This is a genomic window from Bacillus sp. XB1 (assembly GCF_053557995.1).
This window is the reverse complement of record NZ_JBNRIL010000003.1, coordinates 329601-347145: the sequence shown is the minus strand read 5'-3', so window position 1 is coordinate 347145 and position 17545 is coordinate 329601. Positions and strand designations below refer to the sequence as shown.

The following is a 17545-nucleotide window of genomic DNA, read 5'->3' as shown; positions in this document are numbered from 1 at the left end:
TTGCGTATGAGTGATGTACTTGCTGATCGTACCCCTCCGCATAATATAGAGGCTGAGCAGGCGGTTTTAGGGGCCATATTGATTGATCAAGATGCGTTAACTTCAGCATCAGAGTTATTGGTACCTGATTCGTTCTATCGAACGAAACATCAAAAGATTTTTGAAGTCATGCTTGGGCTATCTGATAAGGGAGAGCCGATCGACTTAGTAATGATGACATCAGCAATGGCTGATCAAGGATTACTAGAAGAGGTTGGTGGGGTTTCTTACTTAGCAGAGTTAGCAGAAGTTGTGCCAACTGCAGCTAACGTAGAATATTACGCACGCATCATCGCTGAAAAGGCGCTTTTACGTCGTTTAATTCGCACGGCGACTCATATTGTATCGGATGGATACGAGAGAGAAGATGATGTGGATGGTCTTTTAAACGAGGCTGAGAAAAAAATATTAGAAGTATCCCATCAAACGAATGCAAAAGCATTCCAAAACATTAAAGATGTTCTTGTAGATGCCTATGACAAAATTGAACTTTTGCATAATCAAAAGGGTGAAGTTACTGGGATACCAACTGGGTTTACTGAATTAGATAAGATGACAGCAGGTTTCCAACGAAATGATTTAATTATCGTGGCAGCACGTCCATCGGTAGGGAAAACGGCATTTTCATTAAATATTGCACAAAACGTAGCGACGAAAACGGATGAAAATGTAGCGATTTTTAGTTTGGAGATGGGTGCTGATCAGCTTGTTATGCGTATGCTTTGTGCAGAAGGGAATATTGATGCACAAAGACTTCGTACTGGTTCATTAACTTCCGATGATTGGGCAAAATTAACAATGGCAATGGGGAGTCTCTCAAATGCTGGTATATATATTGATGATACGCCAGGTATTAAAGTAAATGAGATTCGAGCAAAATGTCGTAGATTAAAGCAAGAACAAGGTCTTGGTATGATTTTGATTGACTATTTGCAGCTTATTCAAGGAAGTGGGAAATCAGGAGAAAACCGTCAGCAGGAAGTATCTGAGATTTCTCGTACCTTAAAAGGGATTGCACGTGAATTGCAAGTGCCTGTTATTGCTTTATCACAGTTATCTCGTGGTGTAGAATCTCGTCAAGATAAACGCCCGATGATGTCTGATATTCGTGAATCTGGAAGTATTGAGCAGGATGCTGATATTGTAGCTTTCCTATATCGTGAAGACTACTATGATCGAGAAACGGAAAATAAAAATACAATTGAAATTATTATTGCAAAACAACGTAACGGTCCAGTAGGTTCAGTGGAACTTGCATTCGTCAAAGAGTTCAATAAGTTCGTTAACTTAGAACGTCGTTTTGAGGATGGACATGCTCCGCCGGCATAAAGGCAGTATAAAAAAGAAACACATTTCTTATAATAAGATGTGTTTCTTTTTTTTTATAAGAAAGATAAGGCTTTCATAAGTTAAATATATAATTCTTACGAACGAAAAAGTTTTTTTATGAAAAAATGTTCGCTTTTCGGTTGACTTCTTTTTCGGTTTTGGTACAATTATATTGTTTGAATAGATCGTTTGAAAATTGCGGAGGTGCTTTAATAATGTCTTCAGTAGTAGTTGTAGGAACACAATGGGGCGACGAAGGAAAAGGTAAAATCACTGATTTTCTTTCTGAGCATGCGGAAGTAGTTGCAAGATATCAAGGTGGAAATAACGCGGGACATACAATTGTTTTCGGCGGAGTTAAATATAAATTACACTTAATTCCATCTGGTATTTTCTATAAAGAGAAAATTTGTGTAATCGGAAACGGATTAGTAGTAGATCCAAAAGCATTACTTGAAGAGTTAAAATACTTACACGATCGTGGTGTAAGTACTGATAATTTACGTGTAAGTAACCGTGCACATGTTATTTTACCTTACCACTTAAAACAAGATGAGTTAGAAGAAGCAAGTAAAGGTGATAACAAAATCGGTACAACGAAAAAAGGTATCGGTCCTGCATATATGGATAAAGCTGCTCGTATTGGTATTCGTATGGCTGATCTTTTAGACCGTGAAGCATTTAAAGAGAAGCTTGAGCGCAATTTAGTAGAAAAAAATCGTTTATTTGAAAAAATGTACGATACAGAAGGTTTCACTGTAGAAGAAATTTTCGAAGAGTACTTCGAGTACGGGCAACAAATCGCGCAATATGTATGTGATACGTCTGTTGTATTAAATGATGCATTAGATAATAATCACCGTGTATTATTTGAAGGTGCGCAAGGTGTTATGCTTGATATTGACCACGGTACGTACCCGTTCGTTACATCTTCTAACCCAATTGCTGGTGGTGTAACAGTTGGAACTGGAGTTGGTCCTGCGAAAGTTACTCGCGTTGTAGGTGTATGTAAAGCATATACAAGCCGTGTTGGTGATGGTCCATTCCCTACTGAACTTCATGATGAAATTGGTCATCAAATTCGTGAAGTTGGTCGCGAGTATGGAACGACAACTGGTCGTCCACGCCGCGTAGGTTGGTTCGATAGCGTTGTTGTAAGACATGCACGTCGTGTTAGTGGTTTAACGGATTTATCATTAAATTCTATCGACGTTTTAACAGGTATTCCAACTCTTAAAATTTGTGTTGCTTACAAATACAATGGCGAAGTTATTGATGAAGTTCCAGCTAACTTAAACATTTTAGCGAAATGTGAGCCTGTATATGAAGAGCTTCCAGGTTGGGAAGAAGATATTACTGGTGTAAAATCATTAGATGGACTTCCTGAAAATGCACGAAAATACGTAGAACGTGTTTCTGAGTTAACAGGAATTCAAATATCTATGTTCTCAGTTGGACCAGATCGTAACCAAACAAATATTGTTCGTAATGTATATGAAGCTTAATTAATATTTTTTAGAAAAAACTCATGTCCGCATGAGTTTTTTCTTATTCTTTTATAAAAAAACAAAAAAAGTATTGCAATAAATACAGAATACATGTTATGATACATCTTGTCGTCACGAAAATATGACGTTGGTGAGTATGAGCCATTAGCTCAGTTGGTAGAGCATCTGACTTTTAATCAGAGGGTCGAAGGTTCGAGTCCTTCATGGCTCACCATTTTATTTTTCGTGGCCCGTTGGTCAAGTGGTTAAGACACCGCCCTTTCACGGCGGTAACACGGGTTCGAATCCCGTACGGGTCATGTTTTTTTTTGCTTATTTTTGGTCCCGTGGTGTAGTGGTTAACATGCCTGCCTGTCACGCAGGAGATCGCCGGTTCGACCCCGGTCGGGACCGCCACTTTTGTTTATACCACCATTAGTGGTTTTATATATAGTTTTGGCTCGGTAGCTCAGTCGGTAGAGCAGAGGACTGAAAATCCTCGTGTCGGCGGTTCGATTCCGTCCCGAGCCACTCTCAGGATATTAAGTGGGCCCACTTAATATCCTTTTTATTTATGTAATTTTACAAAACTGAGTAGTTATTTTAAAATAGAACGAGGAGCCTCTAGCAGTTGAAGCTAGAGGTTTTTCTATAGATCGTATAAGATGCCGTGTAAAAGTGGATCATACATGAGTCTATGAGAATAGAGGAGAAAATACTTAAACAAAGGATGCGGTCATATAGGACATACTATGTAAACATCAATATGTTTAGGGATTATTGACCATATTTTTATAAGGAGGAAATAGACGATGATGGGAAAGAAAATTTTAGTAGTTGATGATGAAAAGCCGATTGCAGATATTTTGAAGTTTAACTTAGAAAAAGAAGGTTTTGAAATAGTAATGGCGCATGATGGTGATGAAGCAATTGAAAAGGCTAATGAAGAGCAACCAGATATGGTTTTATTAGATATTATGCTACCAGGTAAAGACGGCTTAGAGGTTTGCCGTGAAATACGTAAAAGCTCAGAAATGCCGATTATTATGCTTACAGCAAAGGACTCTGAGATTGATAAAGTATTAGGGCTTGAGCTTGGGGCAGATGATTATGTAACGAAGCCATTTAGTACAAGGGAATTACTTGCTCGTGTGAAGGCGAATTTACGCCGCCATCAACAAGGTGGTGCTGCGGAAAAAGAAGAAAATACAGAAATGGTTATTGGACCAATTGTGATTAATCCAAATGCATATAGTGTAACGAAGCGCGAGGAAAATATCGAGCTTACACATCGTGAATTTGAGTTGCTACATTATTTAGCGAAACATTTAGGACAAGTTATGACACGCGAACATTTATTACAAACAGTTTGGGGTTATGACTATTTTGGAGATGTGCGCACAGTAGACGTTACAGTACGTCGTTTACGTGAAAAAATTGAAGATAATCCAAGCCATCCTACTTTAATTGTAACTAGACGTGGAGTAGGGTATTACTTGCGTGACCCAGAGCAGGAATAGTATATGAAGAAAGTTGGTTTTTTTCAATCTATTCATTTAAAATTTGTGCTTATATATATGCTATTAATATTAATAGCGATGCAAGTTATTGGAGTATATTTCGTAAGGGAATTAGAGAAGAGCTTAGTACAAGGTTTTAGGGATTCTTTAACACAGCAAACAAACTTATTATCATATAATTTGAAGCAAGAGTTTAAAAAAAGTTATACAAAAGCAGAAACAGAGTCAACAGATGAAACGATTAAAACGTCAATTCGAAAATTTGCCTCTGATCAGAAGAAAGTTATACAAGAGGTAAGTGTATTTGATTCGCACAGAAAGTTACTGGCTATTTCAGATGAATCAAAGCAGAATAAGGTGAATCGAACATCAACTGATATAGCTGTTCAGCGAGTGTTAGTACAAAAAAAGCCAGAAGTGAAAATTGAGAAGGATGGTAGTACAGGTCATCGTGTTCAAGTTATGCTTACTCCGATTCTAGATGATAACGGTAAGGATGCGCTTGGTGTTATTTACATTGTGGCATCTATGGAAGATGTATATAAACAAATGAAGGATATAAATCAAATTTTTGCTACGGGAACAGTAATTGCTTTATTAGTAACGGCCGTACTTGGGATTTTATTGGCTCAAACAATTACAAGACCAATTTCAGATATGCGGAGACAAGCAATCGAAATGGCAAAAGGAAATTATTCCAGAAAAGTAAAAGTGCATAGCCATGATGAAATTGGACAACTGGCATTATCCTTCAATAATTTATCGAAAAAATTACAACAAGCTCGTTCTTCTACAGAAAGTGAAAGGCGTAAATTATCATCTGTTTTATCACATATGACAGATGGAGTAATTGCTACTGATCGAAAAGGGGATATTATTTTACTAAATGACCCTGCGGAAAAGATGTTAAATGTTTCTCGTGAAACAGCGCTCGATCAATCTGTTTTAGAGGTATTAGGGATACAGGAAGAATTTACGCTCGATCATTTATATGAAGAGCCAGATTCTGTTTTATTAGATTTTAGTACGAGAAATGAACCATATATTTTACGTGCTAGTTTCTCTGTTATTCAAAAAGAAACAGGGAAGGCAAACGGCTTAATTGCTGTACTATATGATGTAACAGAGCAGGAACGTATAGAACGGGAACGCCGTGAGTTTGTGGCAAATGTCTCTCATGAATTAAGGACGCCATTAACGACGATGCGCAGTTATTTAGAGGCACTTACAGATGGAGCATGGCAGGATCCAAATATTGCACCACAATTTTTAACGGTTACACAAGAAGAAACAGAAAGAATGATTAGACTTGTCAATGCGTTGTTACAGCTATCTAAACTGGATAGTACAGAGCATCGTTTAATGAAAGAATGGGTCGACTTTACTGATTTCTTTAATAATATTATTGATCGCTTTGAAATGTCTAAAGAGCAAAATGTAAGTTTCAAACGATCTTTCTCTAAGAAATCTAGATTTATTGATATGGATACTGACAAAATTACTCAAGTGCTGTATAACATTATTTCTAACGCATTAAAGTATTCACCAGAAGGTGGAACAGTAACATATCGTTTACGTGATCGCGGTGATTTATTAGAAATTAGTGTAAGTGACCAAGGAATGGGTATTCCAAAAGAAAACGTTGATAAAATCTTTGAACGTTTTTATCGCGTAGATAAAGCTCGTTCAAGACAAATGGGTGGTACGGGACTTGGATTAGCAATTGCAAAAGAAATGATTGAGGCACATGGTGGCTCTATTTGGGCGAAGAGTGAAGAAGGAAAAGGGACAACTATTTATTTCACGTTACCAATGGCAGCAGATGAAGAGGACGATTGGGAATGAGTATGGAAAACTTTAAAACAATAGTTTTAATTAACCTAGTTGTAATTAGCCTATTTCTTACTTTTAATCTATGGACGTATGTGCCAGATTCTACATCCATGCAAAACGCGAAATTTGTACAGGGGAATGAAGGAATGAACCAAACTAAAATTTCCGATGTTGTCCGTCCTACTTCTATTATCGTGCATAAAGATAAAAATCATTATGGGAGCAGAAGAGAGGCAGATATAGAATCAATCTATAAGCCCCTGGAAGTAGGGGAACTACATGATTTTAGAGAGATATCAATCACTAAGGGTGATTTCCTTTCATATGTGCATGGTGAAGGGAAAGTTGAACTTGTTTTCCCTACCGATATCCCATTTGATGCAGTTAAATCCATGTTTAACATGAAAGAGAAAAGTACAGATAAGCCTAAACATTTTAATCGTATTCTCCTTGATCCTTCTAGAAGTAAGGATCAAGAAATTAAAATTAACTTTGTTTCTGATGGTGATAACTTTAAAATATACGAGGCAAAATTAAGTGGCTTGTATTTAAAAGATATTGTAAATGCCCAAAATCAATTTATAGTATCAGCAAAACCTTATTTTGATTATCAACTCAATGATATGAAAAAATTATTTTTACCAGATGGAACGACAGAGTTAAGCAATATAACATATATTTCATCTAATTTAGCAGTTGATACGTTTAAGAATGCTCTGTTTAGTGATCCTCGTTATTTAAGTCCGATTACCGAGATGTCGAAAGAAACATTTACAGATGGTATTAGATCCATGGAAATTGAAAACGATCGTCACATGCTAAAGTATAAAAACTCTTCTGTCTTAACTGAGAAAACGATAGATAATTTAATGCTTTTACAAAAAAGCTTTGAATTTGTAAGTGGTCACAGTGGGAGTTTGGATTCATATCGTTTGGACTATATGAATAAAGGAGAGACAGTATTTCGCTTAAATGAAGATGGATATCCAGTATTCAATGCAGATGGATTAGCGGAATTAAGACAAGTATGGGGATCAGAAGAAGTAATGGAATATGAAAGACCGTTGCTGTCTTTAAATACTAAAGGTATAGAACAGAAGGTTACTCTTCCGTCAGGGCATGTTGTAATAGCATCCCTAGAAAATAATCCAGAGATAAAGAAACAAGTAATTAAGGATATTGGCATTGGATACAAGTTATCACTAGATGGGCAAGTGGTTCGACTACAACCAATTTGGTATGTAAAGCTTGTTGAAGATGAAACAGGTAAACAGAAAATCTATGAGTGGAGTGAGGGAGGACTAAATGGATTGGGATCGGATTAAAACCATATTTATTGTGACCTTTTTTGTTTTGGATCTCTTTCTCATTTTCCAATTCATTCAAAAGCAAGATAGTAATCAATTGGAGCTTATTGCAGAAACAAAGATAGATCAAGAATTAAAAGCAAATAAAATTACGATGGGAAATATCCCTAAAGAACCGAAAAAAGAGTCATTTATTAGAGCGGAAAATAAAGCCTTTAAAGAAGAAGATATACAGTCTTTGAAAAATCAAACGGTGCATATACAAAATATGTACAAGATAGAAAGTAAGCTAAAAGAGCCTTTTTTAAATACGAAATCATTATCAAAAGATAAGTATAATGAATTTTTGAAGAACTATGTATTGGATGGACAAAAGTATGAATTTGGAGCGGTGAAAGACTCTAAAATTTATTTCTTCCAAAAATATAAAGATAAGCCTATTTTCTATAATAATCAGGCGATGATTGTTGTGGAATTAAATGAAAAAAATGAACTTGTTTCATATACGCAGACAATGCTAACTGATTTAAAAGAAATGGGCGAAGGTGAAAAAACGAAAGAGCAAGAAATTATTACGGCTCAAACAGCTTTAGAAAATTTGTATTTAAAAAATAAAATTCATGGAAATACGCATGTTAAAGAAGCGCAAATTGGTTATGCCACTCTTACCGCATCTACTTCTAATAACCAAGTACTTGCTCCAACGTGGAATTTAAAAACGGAGCAGAAGCAGGACTTCTTTGTGAATGCAATTGAAGGACAAGTTATGGAATTAGGAGAAAAGGAAAATCAAGTGGTTGATGAACATACTGGAGTGAGAAAGAATGGGGTTGCATTTTAGCGTACTTGCAAGTGGAAGTACAGGAAATATGCTATACGTAGGAACCGATGAAAAAAAATTACTAGTCGACGCAGGTTTAAGTGGTAAAGCAACAGAGGCTTTATTTAAACAAGCAGAACTAAATATAAATGATGTATCAGGTATTCTTGTAACGCATGAGCATAGTGATCATATTAAAGGATTAGGTGTATTGGCACGTAAATATGATTTACCTGTTTATGCGAATGAGAAAACATGGAATGCAATGGAACATTTAATAGGAAATATCCCAACTGAACAAAAGTTTATTTTCTCAGTTGGTGATGTGAAAACATTTGGTGATATTGAAGTCGAGTCATTTGGAGTTTCTCATGATGCGGCAGAACCGATGTTTTATGCTTTCCATAACAATAATAGGAAATTAGCGCTTATTACAGATACGGGATACGTAAGTGACCGTATGAAGGGCGTTATTAAGGGAGCTAATGCTTTTGTATTTGAAAGTAATCATGATGTAGAAATGCTTCGTATGGGACGTTATCCATGGAGCATTAAACGACGTATTTTAAGTGACGTTGGGCATGTTTGTAATGAGGATGCTGCATTAGCGATGGCAGATGTAATTACAGATGAGACAAAGCATATTTATTTAGCTCATTTAAGCTTAGATAATAACATGAAAGAACTAGCGCGTATGTCAGTATCACAAGTACTAGAGGAAAAAGGATTTGGAGTGGGTGAATCCTTTGAAATTCACGATACAGATCCAAAAATGCCTACAAAAATTCAATACGTATAATTCTTCATTTTAGTAAACAATAAAGGTGAATATAGTTGTTTTCAGGAAGATAGGTGAACAAATATGTCCTTTATTGATGAAGAAAGTTATCGTATGAAACGTGCAGGAAAAAAGAAGCACAAAGGTATAGTTCTTTCGAGTATAGCGGGAACAATTGTAGGAGCTTCTTTATTTGCGTTTGGAGCGCCTTTATTTTCGAATTCTGCTGATACGCTTCCGCAAGCTGAAGCAAGCGGAAGTAATATGGCTGAAGCTCAAGGGATTAAACAGATTAGCTTTGTAGATGCTGTTGATCGTGCATCTGAAGCTGTTGTGGGTGTTATTAACATTCAACGAGATAATTTTTCAGAGGCAGATTCAGAGGCCGGTACAGGATCAGGAGTAATTTATAAAAAGACAGATGGTCAAGCTTATATTGTAACGAATAATCATGTTGTAGCTGGAGCGAATCGTATTGAAGTAAGTCTAAGTGATGGTAAGAAGGTTCCTGGAAAAGTATTAGGAACCGATGTAGTCACAGATTTAGCTGTATTAGAAATAGATGCAAAGCATGTGAAAAAAATAATTGAAATTGGCGATTCTAATACTGTTCGCAGAGGAGAACCAGTTATTGCGATTGGAAACCCACTTGGACTGCAATTTTCTGGAACAGTTACACAAGGTATTATTTCAGCTAATGAACGTATTGTCCCTGTAGATTTAGATCAAGATGGACATTATGATTGGCAAGTAGAAGTGTTACAAACAGATGCAGCGATTAATCCGGGGAATAGTGGTGGTGCGCTTGTAAATGCAGCAGGACAATTAATTGGTATTAATTCAATGAAAATTGCTGCAAAAGAAGTAGAAGGAATCGGCCTTGCTATTCCGGTGACTAGAGCTGTTCCGATTATGAATGAACTTGAGAAGTATGGAAAAGTAAGAAGACCGTATGTTGGGATTGAACTTAGGTCATTAAATGAAATCCCAAACTATTATTGGTCAAAAACATTACATTTACCAGGTACTGTAACAGAGGGCGTTTGTATTTTGGATGTGAAAAGTCCTTCGCCAGGTGCGGATGCTGGTTTAAGAGAACATGATGTTATTGTGGCAGTAGATGGAAAACCGATTCGCGATATTATTGGATTCCGTACGGCCTTATATGATAAGGAAATTAATGATAAAATGACTCTTACGTTTTATCGTGGTACAAAAAGAGTAACAACAACAGTGAAATTAGGCATTCAAAAGTATTAAAAACAGGAGGGCCTACCTCCTGTTTTCTATTGTAGAAAAGTGAGGTGTAGAAAATGAATTTACCTTGTTGTTTAGAACATGTTGAATTAGCGTTAGATATTATTGTGGATGAGTGTGAAGTTGCACCAGTTATCAACAATGTGGATAACTCGGGAAAAGAGAAAAAAACATGTGAATTTTGTCAAAATGAGGCGACATATGTTGTATCGAACACAGATTCTCACACAATATGTGGGTAGTATTTGTGGATATGTGGATAAGTTTTGTGGATAACATGTTTGTAAGGTGGAGGATACGTGTGAATATCTCGATTATTTCAATTGGGAAATTAAAAGAAAAATATTTGAAACAAGGTATAGCAGAATACTTAAAACGATTATCTGCATACGCAAAAGTAGAAGTAATTGAATTACCTGATGAAAAGGCGCCAGAAAATTTAAGTGAAGCAGAAATGTTAATTGTAAAGGAAAAAGAAGGTATACGTATACTCGATAAAATTTCTGATGACACGCATGTGATTGCATTAGCTATAGAAGGAAAGCAAAAGTCATCAGAAGAATTTGCGGTAAGTCTAGATCGCCTTGCTACATACGGAAAGAGTAAAGTCGCATTTGTAATTGGTGGATCACTGGGACTAAGCTCAGAAGTGATGAAGCGTTCAAATGAATCACTTTCTTTTTCAAAGATGACATTGCCACATCAATTAATGCGATTAGTGTTGCTTGAGCAAGTGTATAGAGCGTTTCGGATTAATCGTGGAGAACCGTATCATAAGTAATGTATTCTATGTAAAACACTGATATTATCATATTTATTTTATTATGCCTATAATTGGAGGCTATGTGAATGGTAAGTGATCAGACGAGATATTCTAGACTCGCAAATATAACAAAAATAATAAATACGAAATTAGAACTACGTGACGTATTGCAGCGTGTGACAATGGCGATATCAGAGGAAATTGTTAGGTGCGATGCTGTTGGAATTTATTTACCCCAGGAAGATGGAACATTTAGAGGGTTTGCAGGAAAACCAGAGACTATAAATGGCGTAACGCTCGATACTCAAGTAATTGATCCTGAAATAGACTTACTGGCAAAAGAGGTTATTGAAACGAAAAAAACCATCTATATTCCTGATACCTCAAAGGATCATCGACCAGATCCGAGACCGGTTAATGCATTCAAAATTAAGTCCTTATTAGCTCTGCCTATCTCATTTGGGCAAGAGTTATTTGGTCTAGTTTTTTTATTTGATTATGGAATTCCGATGAATTTAACAGATTCAGAAATTCAAAGTGTTGAAGCTTATGTAAATATGGCTGCGGTTGCAATTCAAAACACAAATAATTTAAAACAAAAGGAAAACCTTATTGCTGAGAAGCAGCTGTTACTAAATGTTACACGTGATTTATCAATGTGTTCCTCGATACAGGAGAGTTTTGATAAATGCTTTTTTTACCTAGAACAGATTTTAGAGAGTAAAAATATGACTGCCCATCTTCTAGATCCGCTAGATAAAACAACAATTAAAACAACGAAATTAAGTAAGGGCTGTCATTGGACAGAAGCGGATTGGACAGAGAAAAGCTATGAAGCCAAGATTCAAGAAGTTATTCAAACAAAAAATATAGATAGTAAGGGTCTATTGATGATTCCATTGGTTTCAATTGGAGAAGTATTAGGGGTAATCGTCGTTGGCAAAGAAGGAAAAGCTCACAATTATGATCATTCTCAACTTCAACTAGCAAAATCTATCGTTGATGCCACAGCCCCTACGTTTTCGAATTTGTCATATATGGATCAACTAGAAAGCATAGTGGAAGAGCGAACGAGAGAGCTAGCTGCTGCTAATGAAAAAGTTACAAGTGTGATTGAATGTATTACGGATGGATTTTTTATTTTAAATAATAAATGGGAATTTACGTACGTAAATAAGCACCAATATTTTCCGAAAAGAAAAACAGCAAAAGATGTATTAGGAAAGAATATATGGGATGTTTTCCCGAGTGAAATCGACACAGTTATGTATAAGGAATTTCATCGTGCGATGTCAGAGCGAACTACAGTTCATTTCGAATTTCTTTCTACTGCAGATGAATATTGGCACGAAGTTATTGCATACCCGTATGATGATGGTATTTGTTGTATTTTTAAAAACATAACGGAAAAAAAGAAATATGAACAGGAATTGAAAAGATTATCCAACATAGATTTAATAGGGCAAATGGCAGCAGGTATCAGCCATGAAATTAGAAATCCAATGACAACAGTACTAGGATTTTTACAGTTATTAAAAGAAGAGAATACCTATGAGAAACATAATAAGTACTTTCATTTAATGATTGAAGAACTTAACCGTGCCAATTCTATTATTACTGAATTTCTCTCAATGGGTAATACAAGGAAATCGGATTTGCAGATGTTAGATCTAAATTCAATTATCCACGATATTATTCCTTTAATAAAGATTGATACGTACAATCAAAATAAATATATTCAAGTCGATACAAATGACATTCCAGAATTACTTTTAAATCGTAATGAAATACGGCAATTATTAATGAATCTATATCGTAATGGCTTAGAAGCGATGAATACAGGGAAAGTTCTAACCATTAGCACTTACAAGGAAGGTCAAAATTGTGTGGTGCTTGCAGTGCGGGATCAAGGAAAAGGTATCAGGCCTGAAGTATTAGAGAAACTGGGTACGCCGTTTTACACGACCAAAGATAATGGAACTGGATTGGGGTTAGGTGTATGTTATGCCATTGCTGCCCGCCATAATGCAAAAATAGAAATTCAAACAGGATCGGAAGGCACTACCTTTTTTGTTAAATTTAATTATGAAAATAATAAAAAATAACCTTATTTAGAATAGTTACGATGAACCGTATCATAAATAAATTTATTCTTTGCATATAAAAGGATAAAAAGACCATTGGACAAAAATTACCGATGGTCTTTTAAATATTATTAGATGGTATGTAGATTTCCTAAAATAAGTATGTTTCTATTTCCATAAAAATATGCTGTAATATGAAGAGGAAAAAGTATAAGTAGTTAGAGAAGTGAGGAATTAAAGGTGAAGAAGTTTAAGAAGTTTTACTTGGAGATTACGAGTGTATGTAATCTTGCGTGTAGCTTTTGTCCGCCGACGGAAAGGCAGAAGCAATTCATTTCTGTGGAGGATTTTGCTAAAAGATTAGACCAAATTAAACCTCACACAGACTACATTTATTTGCACGTGAAGGGTGAGCCGTTGCTCCACCCGAAAATAGATCAACTATTAGACTTAAGTCATGAAAAAGGGTTTAAAGTTAATATTACAACGAACGGAACGTTAATTAATAAGAGAAGACATAGGCTGTTAAATAAGCCTGCGTTAAGACAAATGAATTTTTCACTGCATAGTTTTGATGGACATCCAGGTTCGCAAGATAAAGAGGGCTATGTAAGGAGTATACTTTCCTTCATTAGGGAAGCGACAAGTCAATCAGATTTAATTGTATCGTTAAGGTTATGGAATTTAACTCAGGATAATAAAACGAATGCTGAAATCCAGAAAAATAGAGAGTTATTATCTATAATTGAAAATGAATTTGATCTATCTTATCAAATTGAAGAGAAGCTTACACCAGGAAAAGGTATAAAAATTGCAGAACGTGTCTTTATTAATCAAGACTATGAATTCCAGTGGCCAGCATTACATGAAGAAGAGGATGATGGGAAAGGATTCTGTCATGGACTTCGTAATCAAGCGGGTATTTTAGCGAATGGAACAGTTATTCCTTGTTGTTTAGACGGTGAAGGGATTATTAACCTTGGGAATATTAATAATGATTCATTTTCTAACATTATCGAAGGTGAAAGAGCAACAAACATTGTCGATGGATTTTCGAAAAGAGTTGCGGTTGAAGAACTTTGCAGGAAATGTGGATATCGTAAACGGTTTGGGAAGTAAATATGAAATAAGCCCTCATAAAGCGAGGGCTTATTTTTTATACTTGATAAGAATGCTCTAATTTATCAATTAATGAACCAACGTAAGAAACAGCTTTACGGATTGCATCTGGTTTTGACATATCTACTCCGGCATGTTTCATTGTACCACCAGCGATCAATAGCAGGTTGTACTTCCTCTTTAATCATTTGAGCTACTGCAGTGGATGCAGTGTGTGCTGCCTTTTTTGTAGTATTTCTAGTAACGATTTACGGAAAGGTTCAAGTTTTGTTTCTTCAGTTAAATATTTTTCAATTGTTCCTTCGCCGAATATGAGGATTTCATTATGAATAAAGGATAGTGCAGTATGTACTTTCGTCCATAAAGCAGAAATTTTGGAAGAGTTCGCTTGAATACTTGGATTTGTACGATCAGTAGATTCTTTTAAATTTGCATATGAGTACAGTTTTGTTAACGTCATTAAAAGTTCTTCTTCTAAAAGTAGGCAATTTAATAAAGTGTGGGAGCTAGTATGTAAATGTCCTTTAAATGAATCAAGTTTCTTTATATCATTTTCCAATGCGTTTAATGCAGTATGCTATTCGGCATCAGAATTATACAAATCGGATAAATCCCATGTTAGTTCAGCAGGTACCTCTGCGCAATTAAGACGATTTTCTATTACATTTTTCAAGTCGTATATCCTCCTTCTTAAGACTATCTAAAAATATAGCGATAGAAAATTCTGTTAAATTAAAATGTTTTTCATTTTTATATACAAAAAAGAAGGACAAGCATGAAAATGCTTGTCCTTCAAGTTAATTTAAGAATTAATATACTTTGTCACCATTGAAAATCGAGTTTTTCACGACAACATAATCTACAGTACGAATAGCATCTAATTTTGTTCCACCAGCGTAAGAGATAGAAGATTGAAGATCTTGTTCCATTTCGATTAACGTATCTTCTAAAGAACCTTTATGCTCAACGAACATTTTCTTACCTTCAACGTTTTTCTTCTCACCCTTTTGGAATTCAGAAGCAGAACCGAAGTATTCTTTATAAAGTTTTCCATCTCTTTCAATTGTTTCCCCTGGAGACTCTTCGTGACCAGCGAATAGAGAACCGATCATGACCATAGTTGCCCCAAATCGAATAGATTTAGCTACGTCGCCGTGTGTACGAATACCACCATCAGCGATAATTGGCTTGCTTGCAGCTTTTGCACACCAGCGAAGTGCAGCTAGCTGCCAACCACCAGTTCCGAAGCCTGTTTTAATTTTAGTAATACAAACTTTACCAGGTCCAATACCAACTTTTGTTGCATCGGCACCAGCATTTTCTAATTCTCTTACCGCTTCTGGAGTTCCAACGTTTCCAGCGATAACGAAGCTCTCTGGTAAATGTTTTTTAATATGTTGAATCATGTTGATCACAGCATTAGAATGACCGTGTGCGATATCAATCGTGATATATTCAGGTGTCAGTTGCTCAGCAGCTAATTGTTGTACGAATTCATATTCGTCCTCTTTTACACCAACGCTGATAGAAGCGATTAATCCACGTGATTGCATATCTCTAATGAATGAGATTCGTTTCTCTGGTTGGAAACGATGCATGATATAAAAGTAGTTGTTCTCAGCTAAATAAGTTGCAATTCTTTCATCAATAATCGTTTGCATATTTGCAGGTACGACAGGTAATTTAAATTTATGTTTTCCTAAAGTGACAGTTGTATCACATTCAGAGCGGCTATTTACAATACATTTTGCAGGAATTAATTGAATATCTTCATAGTCGAATACGTTTTCCATCATTTACACCCCTAAAATACGAATATTTTATTTTTATTAATTAAAAATGTTCGTCCATAGGATAATTTACATTATTTTTATTAAGAAGTCAAAGGTTTAATTATTAATTTGGAATTTAAATTTTATTTAATGTTTTTTGTATTTAAATGTCTATAATGTATTTTAATGTTTATTGGTTTACTGTAGAATTATATTTGGAAAATAGTAGATATATATATTAATTATGGGAGAGGTTTTATGGGACGTTTAGTTTATATGGATTGGCTACGCGTATTAGCAACAATTGCGGTCGTTACAATTCACGTTTCTGCTGGTTATGTTTCTATGTTAGATGCAAGTAACGTATCGCGTTGGATGGCTGGTAATTTTTATGATTCATTTTCACGTGCTAGTGTTCCGATATTTGTAATGATTAGCGGAGCTTTATTGTTAAGGGGAGCAAAAGATAGTTCTATTGGGGAATTTTTAAAGAAACGTGCAAGTAAAGTAATCATACCTTTTATAGGTTGGAGTGCTATATTTTACATCTATGGAGCTTGCGTAGGATATTTTCCGGCTTCTTTAAAACAGGGGGTAAAGTATTTTTTAACAAATAGTATTGGTTTACATCTATGGTTCTTATACATGATTGTAGGAATATACCTAATCGCCCCTTTACTGAAAGTATTCGTGAAAAATGCTAAAAAGAGAGAGATAGAATATTTTTTAATTTTATGGTTATATGCATCTGTTATAGTCAAACTAGTAAATTATTATTATCCTATCAACTTTAATATCGAACTATTTTATGTGACAAACTATGTAGGATATTTTCTACTAGGTTATTACTTATCTAATTATGATATTGCAAAAAAATGGAGAAACCTATCTTATATTGGGGGAATTTTAGGGTTTATTGGTACGTTCTTTATTACATACTATTATACAGTCAAAGCTAATGGGCAATTGGACCAATATTGGTATGAATATTTTGCGCCAGGTGTTGTACTTATGGCAATTGGATTATTTGTCTTTTTTAAATACACTTTCCAAAATTCGGAAAGACAATTACCATTTTTATTACGTGGTATAAACCAAGCAAGTCTTGGAATTTATATTCTTCACTTTTTCTTATTAAATAACTATCTATACATAGTTATTCCAAAGGTAGATGCCCATGTACATGCAATACTGGCAATACCTATAAATGTAATGATTACACTTTTTCTGAGTATGATAATAACTTTAGTATTGCAACGAATACCATTTGTAAAAAGGTTAGTTCCGTAAATATATTTTATCTAAAAAAATATATTTTTCATTATGTAGGTGGGCAGGCTTATTATTAAGACTGCCCTTTTCTATGTTGTTTTAAAAAATAATATAAAAAGAGTTATACTTAGGTTAAGATGATATTTCAACGAATTGCAAATATTA

15 protein-coding genes, 4 tRNA genes and 1 pseudogene are annotated in these 17545 nt (G+C 35.1%); 17 read left to right on the top strand and 3 right to left on the bottom strand.

Translation table 11 applies throughout. The features are described 5' to 3' along the window. The first annotated feature begins 6 nt into the window (after window positions 1-6). The 16 genes from dnaB (at window position 7) to ACK1U5_RS22830 (ending at window position 14336) form a co-directional block, all read left to right on the top strand. Window positions 7-1368 carry a replicative DNA helicase gene (gene dnaB / locus ACK1U5_RS22905; RefSeq protein WP_001286148.1) on the top strand — a complete coding sequence of 454 codons (1362 nt, stop codon included), beginning with the start codon at window positions 7-9 and terminating at the stop codon, window positions 1366-1368. 215 nt (window positions 1369-1583) lie between these two features. After that, the gene (locus ACK1U5_RS22900) at window positions 1584-2873 is read left to right on the top strand and encodes an adenylosuccinate synthase (protein ID WP_000100239.1); all 1290 of its coding nucleotides are present in this window, start codon (window positions 1584-1586) and stop codon (window positions 2871-2873) included. A gap of 141 nt (window positions 2874-3014) precedes the next feature. Next, window positions 3015-3090, top strand: a tRNA-Lys gene (locus tag ACK1U5_RS22895). A gap of 13 nt (window positions 3091-3103) precedes the next feature. Further along, window positions 3104-3175, top strand: a tRNA-Glu gene (locus ACK1U5_RS22890). Window positions 3176-3196: 21 nt separating this feature from the next. Continuing rightward, window positions 3197-3272 (top strand) — tRNA-Asp (locus ACK1U5_RS22885). Window positions 3273-3313: 41 nt separating this feature from the next. Continuing rightward, window positions 3314-3386, top strand: a tRNA-Phe gene (locus ACK1U5_RS22880). Window positions 3387-3667: 281 nt separating this feature from the next. Next, window positions 3668-4375 carry a cell wall metabolism DNA-binding response regulator WalR gene (walR, locus tag ACK1U5_RS22875; protein WP_000971865.1) on the top strand — a complete coding sequence of 236 codons (708 nt, stop codon included), beginning with the start codon at window positions 3668-3670 and terminating at the stop codon, window positions 4373-4375. 3 nt (window positions 4376-4378) lie between these two features. Continuing rightward, window positions 4379-6220, top strand: a complete 1842-nt coding sequence (gene walK, locus ACK1U5_RS22870; RefSeq protein ID WP_000755367.1) for a cell wall metabolism sensor histidine kinase WalK — start codon at window positions 4379-4381, stop codon at window positions 6218-6220. Next, window positions 6217-7533, top strand: a complete 1317-nt coding sequence (locus ACK1U5_RS22865; protein ID WP_000061563.1) for a YycH family regulatory protein — start codon at window positions 6217-6219, stop codon at window positions 7531-7533. The genes walK and ACK1U5_RS22865 overlap by 4 nt, the downstream gene beginning before the upstream one ends. Further along, entirely contained in the window at window positions 7514-8356 is an 843-nt protein-coding gene (locus tag ACK1U5_RS22860; RefSeq protein WP_000383740.1) for a two-component system regulatory protein YycI, read from the top strand. Before ACK1U5_RS22865 ends, ACK1U5_RS22860 begins: the two co-directional genes overlap by 20 nt. Continuing rightward, entirely contained in the window at window positions 8340-9134 is a 795-nt protein-coding gene (locus ACK1U5_RS22855) for an MBL fold metallo-hydrolase (RefSeq protein WP_000522837.1), read from the top strand. Before ACK1U5_RS22860 ends, ACK1U5_RS22855 begins: the two co-directional genes overlap by 17 nt. Window positions 9135-9197: 63 nt before the next feature. Further along, on the top strand, window positions 9198-10373 hold the full coding sequence (locus ACK1U5_RS22850) for a S1C family serine protease (protein WP_000008042.1): 1176 nt from the start codon (window positions 9198-9200) through the stop codon (window positions 10371-10373). A gap of 53 nt (window positions 10374-10426) precedes the next feature. After that, window positions 10427-10612, top strand: coding sequence for a CxxH/CxxC protein (locus tag ACK1U5_RS22845; protein WP_001052831.1), 186 nt, complete (start codon window positions 10427-10429; stop codon window positions 10610-10612). Window positions 10613-10671: 59 nt separating this feature from the next. After that, window positions 10672-11151 carry a 23S rRNA (pseudouridine(1915)-N(3))-methyltransferase RlmH gene (gene rlmH / locus ACK1U5_RS22840; RefSeq protein ID WP_001027003.1) on the top strand — a complete coding sequence of 160 codons (480 nt, stop codon included), beginning with the start codon at window positions 10672-10674 and terminating at the stop codon, window positions 11149-11151. A gap of 68 nt (window positions 11152-11219) precedes the next feature. Beyond that, the gene (locus ACK1U5_RS22835) at window positions 11220-13238 is read left to right on the top strand and encodes a GAF domain-containing sensor histidine kinase (protein WP_000253110.1); all 2019 of its coding nucleotides are present in this window, start codon (window positions 11220-11222) and stop codon (window positions 13236-13238) included. A 219-nt stretch (window positions 13239-13457) separates the two neighbouring features. Then, window positions 13458-14336: a radical SAM/SPASM domain-containing protein gene (locus ACK1U5_RS22830; protein WP_000713633.1), complete on the top strand. Its 879-nt coding sequence runs from the start codon at window positions 13458-13460 to the stop codon at window positions 14334-14336. 37 nt (window positions 14337-14373) lie between these two features. Here ACK1U5_RS22830 and ACK1U5_RS22825 read toward each other — a convergent pair whose 3' ends face one another. The 3 genes and pseudogenes from ACK1U5_RS22825 to guaC form a co-directional block, all read right to left on the bottom strand. After that, entirely contained in the window at window positions 14374-14478 is a 105-nt protein-coding gene (locus tag ACK1U5_RS22825) for an oligoendopeptidase F (protein WP_009327392.1), read from the bottom strand. Window positions 14479-14538: 60 nt separating this feature from the next. After that, window positions 14539-15009, bottom strand: a pseudogene (locus tag ACK1U5_RS22820) (oligoendopeptidase F); the annotation flags it as partial. 136 nt (window positions 15010-15145) lie between these two features. Then, entirely contained in the window at window positions 15146-16129 is a 984-nt protein-coding gene (guaC, locus tag ACK1U5_RS22815) for a GMP reductase (protein ID WP_000432447.1), read from the bottom strand. 237 nt (window positions 16130-16366) lie between these two features. Between guaC and ACK1U5_RS22810 the strand changes: the two genes are divergently transcribed. Next, window positions 16367-17398, top strand: a complete 1032-nt coding sequence (locus tag ACK1U5_RS22810; RefSeq protein ID WP_000533187.1) for an acyltransferase — start codon at window positions 16367-16369, stop codon at window positions 17396-17398. The last annotated feature ends 147 nt before the right edge of the window (window positions 17399-17545 follow it).

What these genes read in the sequence shown, in the direction of transcription:
- ACK1U5_RS22845 (WP_001052831.1), top strand. Translation starts at nt 10,427, where the DNA reads ATGAATTTACCTTGTTGTTTAGAACATGTTGAATTAGCGTTAGATATT.
- walR (WP_000971865.1), top strand. Translation starts at nt 3,668, where the DNA reads ATGATGGGAAAGAAAATTTTAGTAGTTGATGATGAAAAGCCGATTGCA.
- walK (WP_000755367.1), top strand. Translation starts at nt 4,379, where the DNA reads ATGAAGAAAGTTGGTTTTTTTCAATCTATTCATTTAAAATTTGTGCTT.
- ACK1U5_RS22900 (WP_000100239.1), top strand. Translation starts at nt 1,584, where the DNA reads ATGTCTTCAGTAGTAGTTGTAGGAACACAATGGGGCGACGAAGGAAAA.
- ACK1U5_RS22865 (WP_000061563.1), top strand. Translation starts at nt 6,217, where the DNA reads ATGAGTATGGAAAACTTTAAAACAATAGTTTTAATTAACCTAGTTGTA.
- ACK1U5_RS22810 (WP_000533187.1), top strand. Translation starts at nt 16,367, where the DNA reads ATGGGACGTTTAGTTTATATGGATTGGCTACGCGTATTAGCAACAATT.
- ACK1U5_RS22825 (WP_009327392.1), bottom strand. Translation starts at nt 14,478, where the DNA reads ATGAAACATGCCGGAGTAGATATGTCAAAACCAGATGCAATCCGTAAA.
- ACK1U5_RS22860 (WP_000383740.1), top strand. Translation starts at nt 7,514, where the DNA reads ATGGATTGGGATCGGATTAAAACCATATTTATTGTGACCTTTTTTGTT.
- guaC (WP_000432447.1), bottom strand. Translation starts at nt 16,129, where the DNA reads ATGGAAAACGTATTCGACTATGAAGATATTCAATTAATTCCTGCAAAA.
- ACK1U5_RS22850 (WP_000008042.1), top strand. Translation starts at nt 9,198, where the DNA reads ATGTCCTTTATTGATGAAGAAAGTTATCGTATGAAACGTGCAGGAAAA.
- ACK1U5_RS22835 (WP_000253110.1), top strand. Translation starts at nt 11,220, where the DNA reads ATGGTAAGTGATCAGACGAGATATTCTAGACTCGCAAATATAACAAAA.
- ACK1U5_RS22855 (WP_000522837.1), top strand. Translation starts at nt 8,340, where the DNA reads ATGGGGTTGCATTTTAGCGTACTTGCAAGTGGAAGTACAGGAAATATG.
- dnaB (WP_001286148.1), top strand. Translation starts at nt 7, where the DNA reads ATGAGTGATGTACTTGCTGATCGTACCCCTCCGCATAATATAGAGGCT.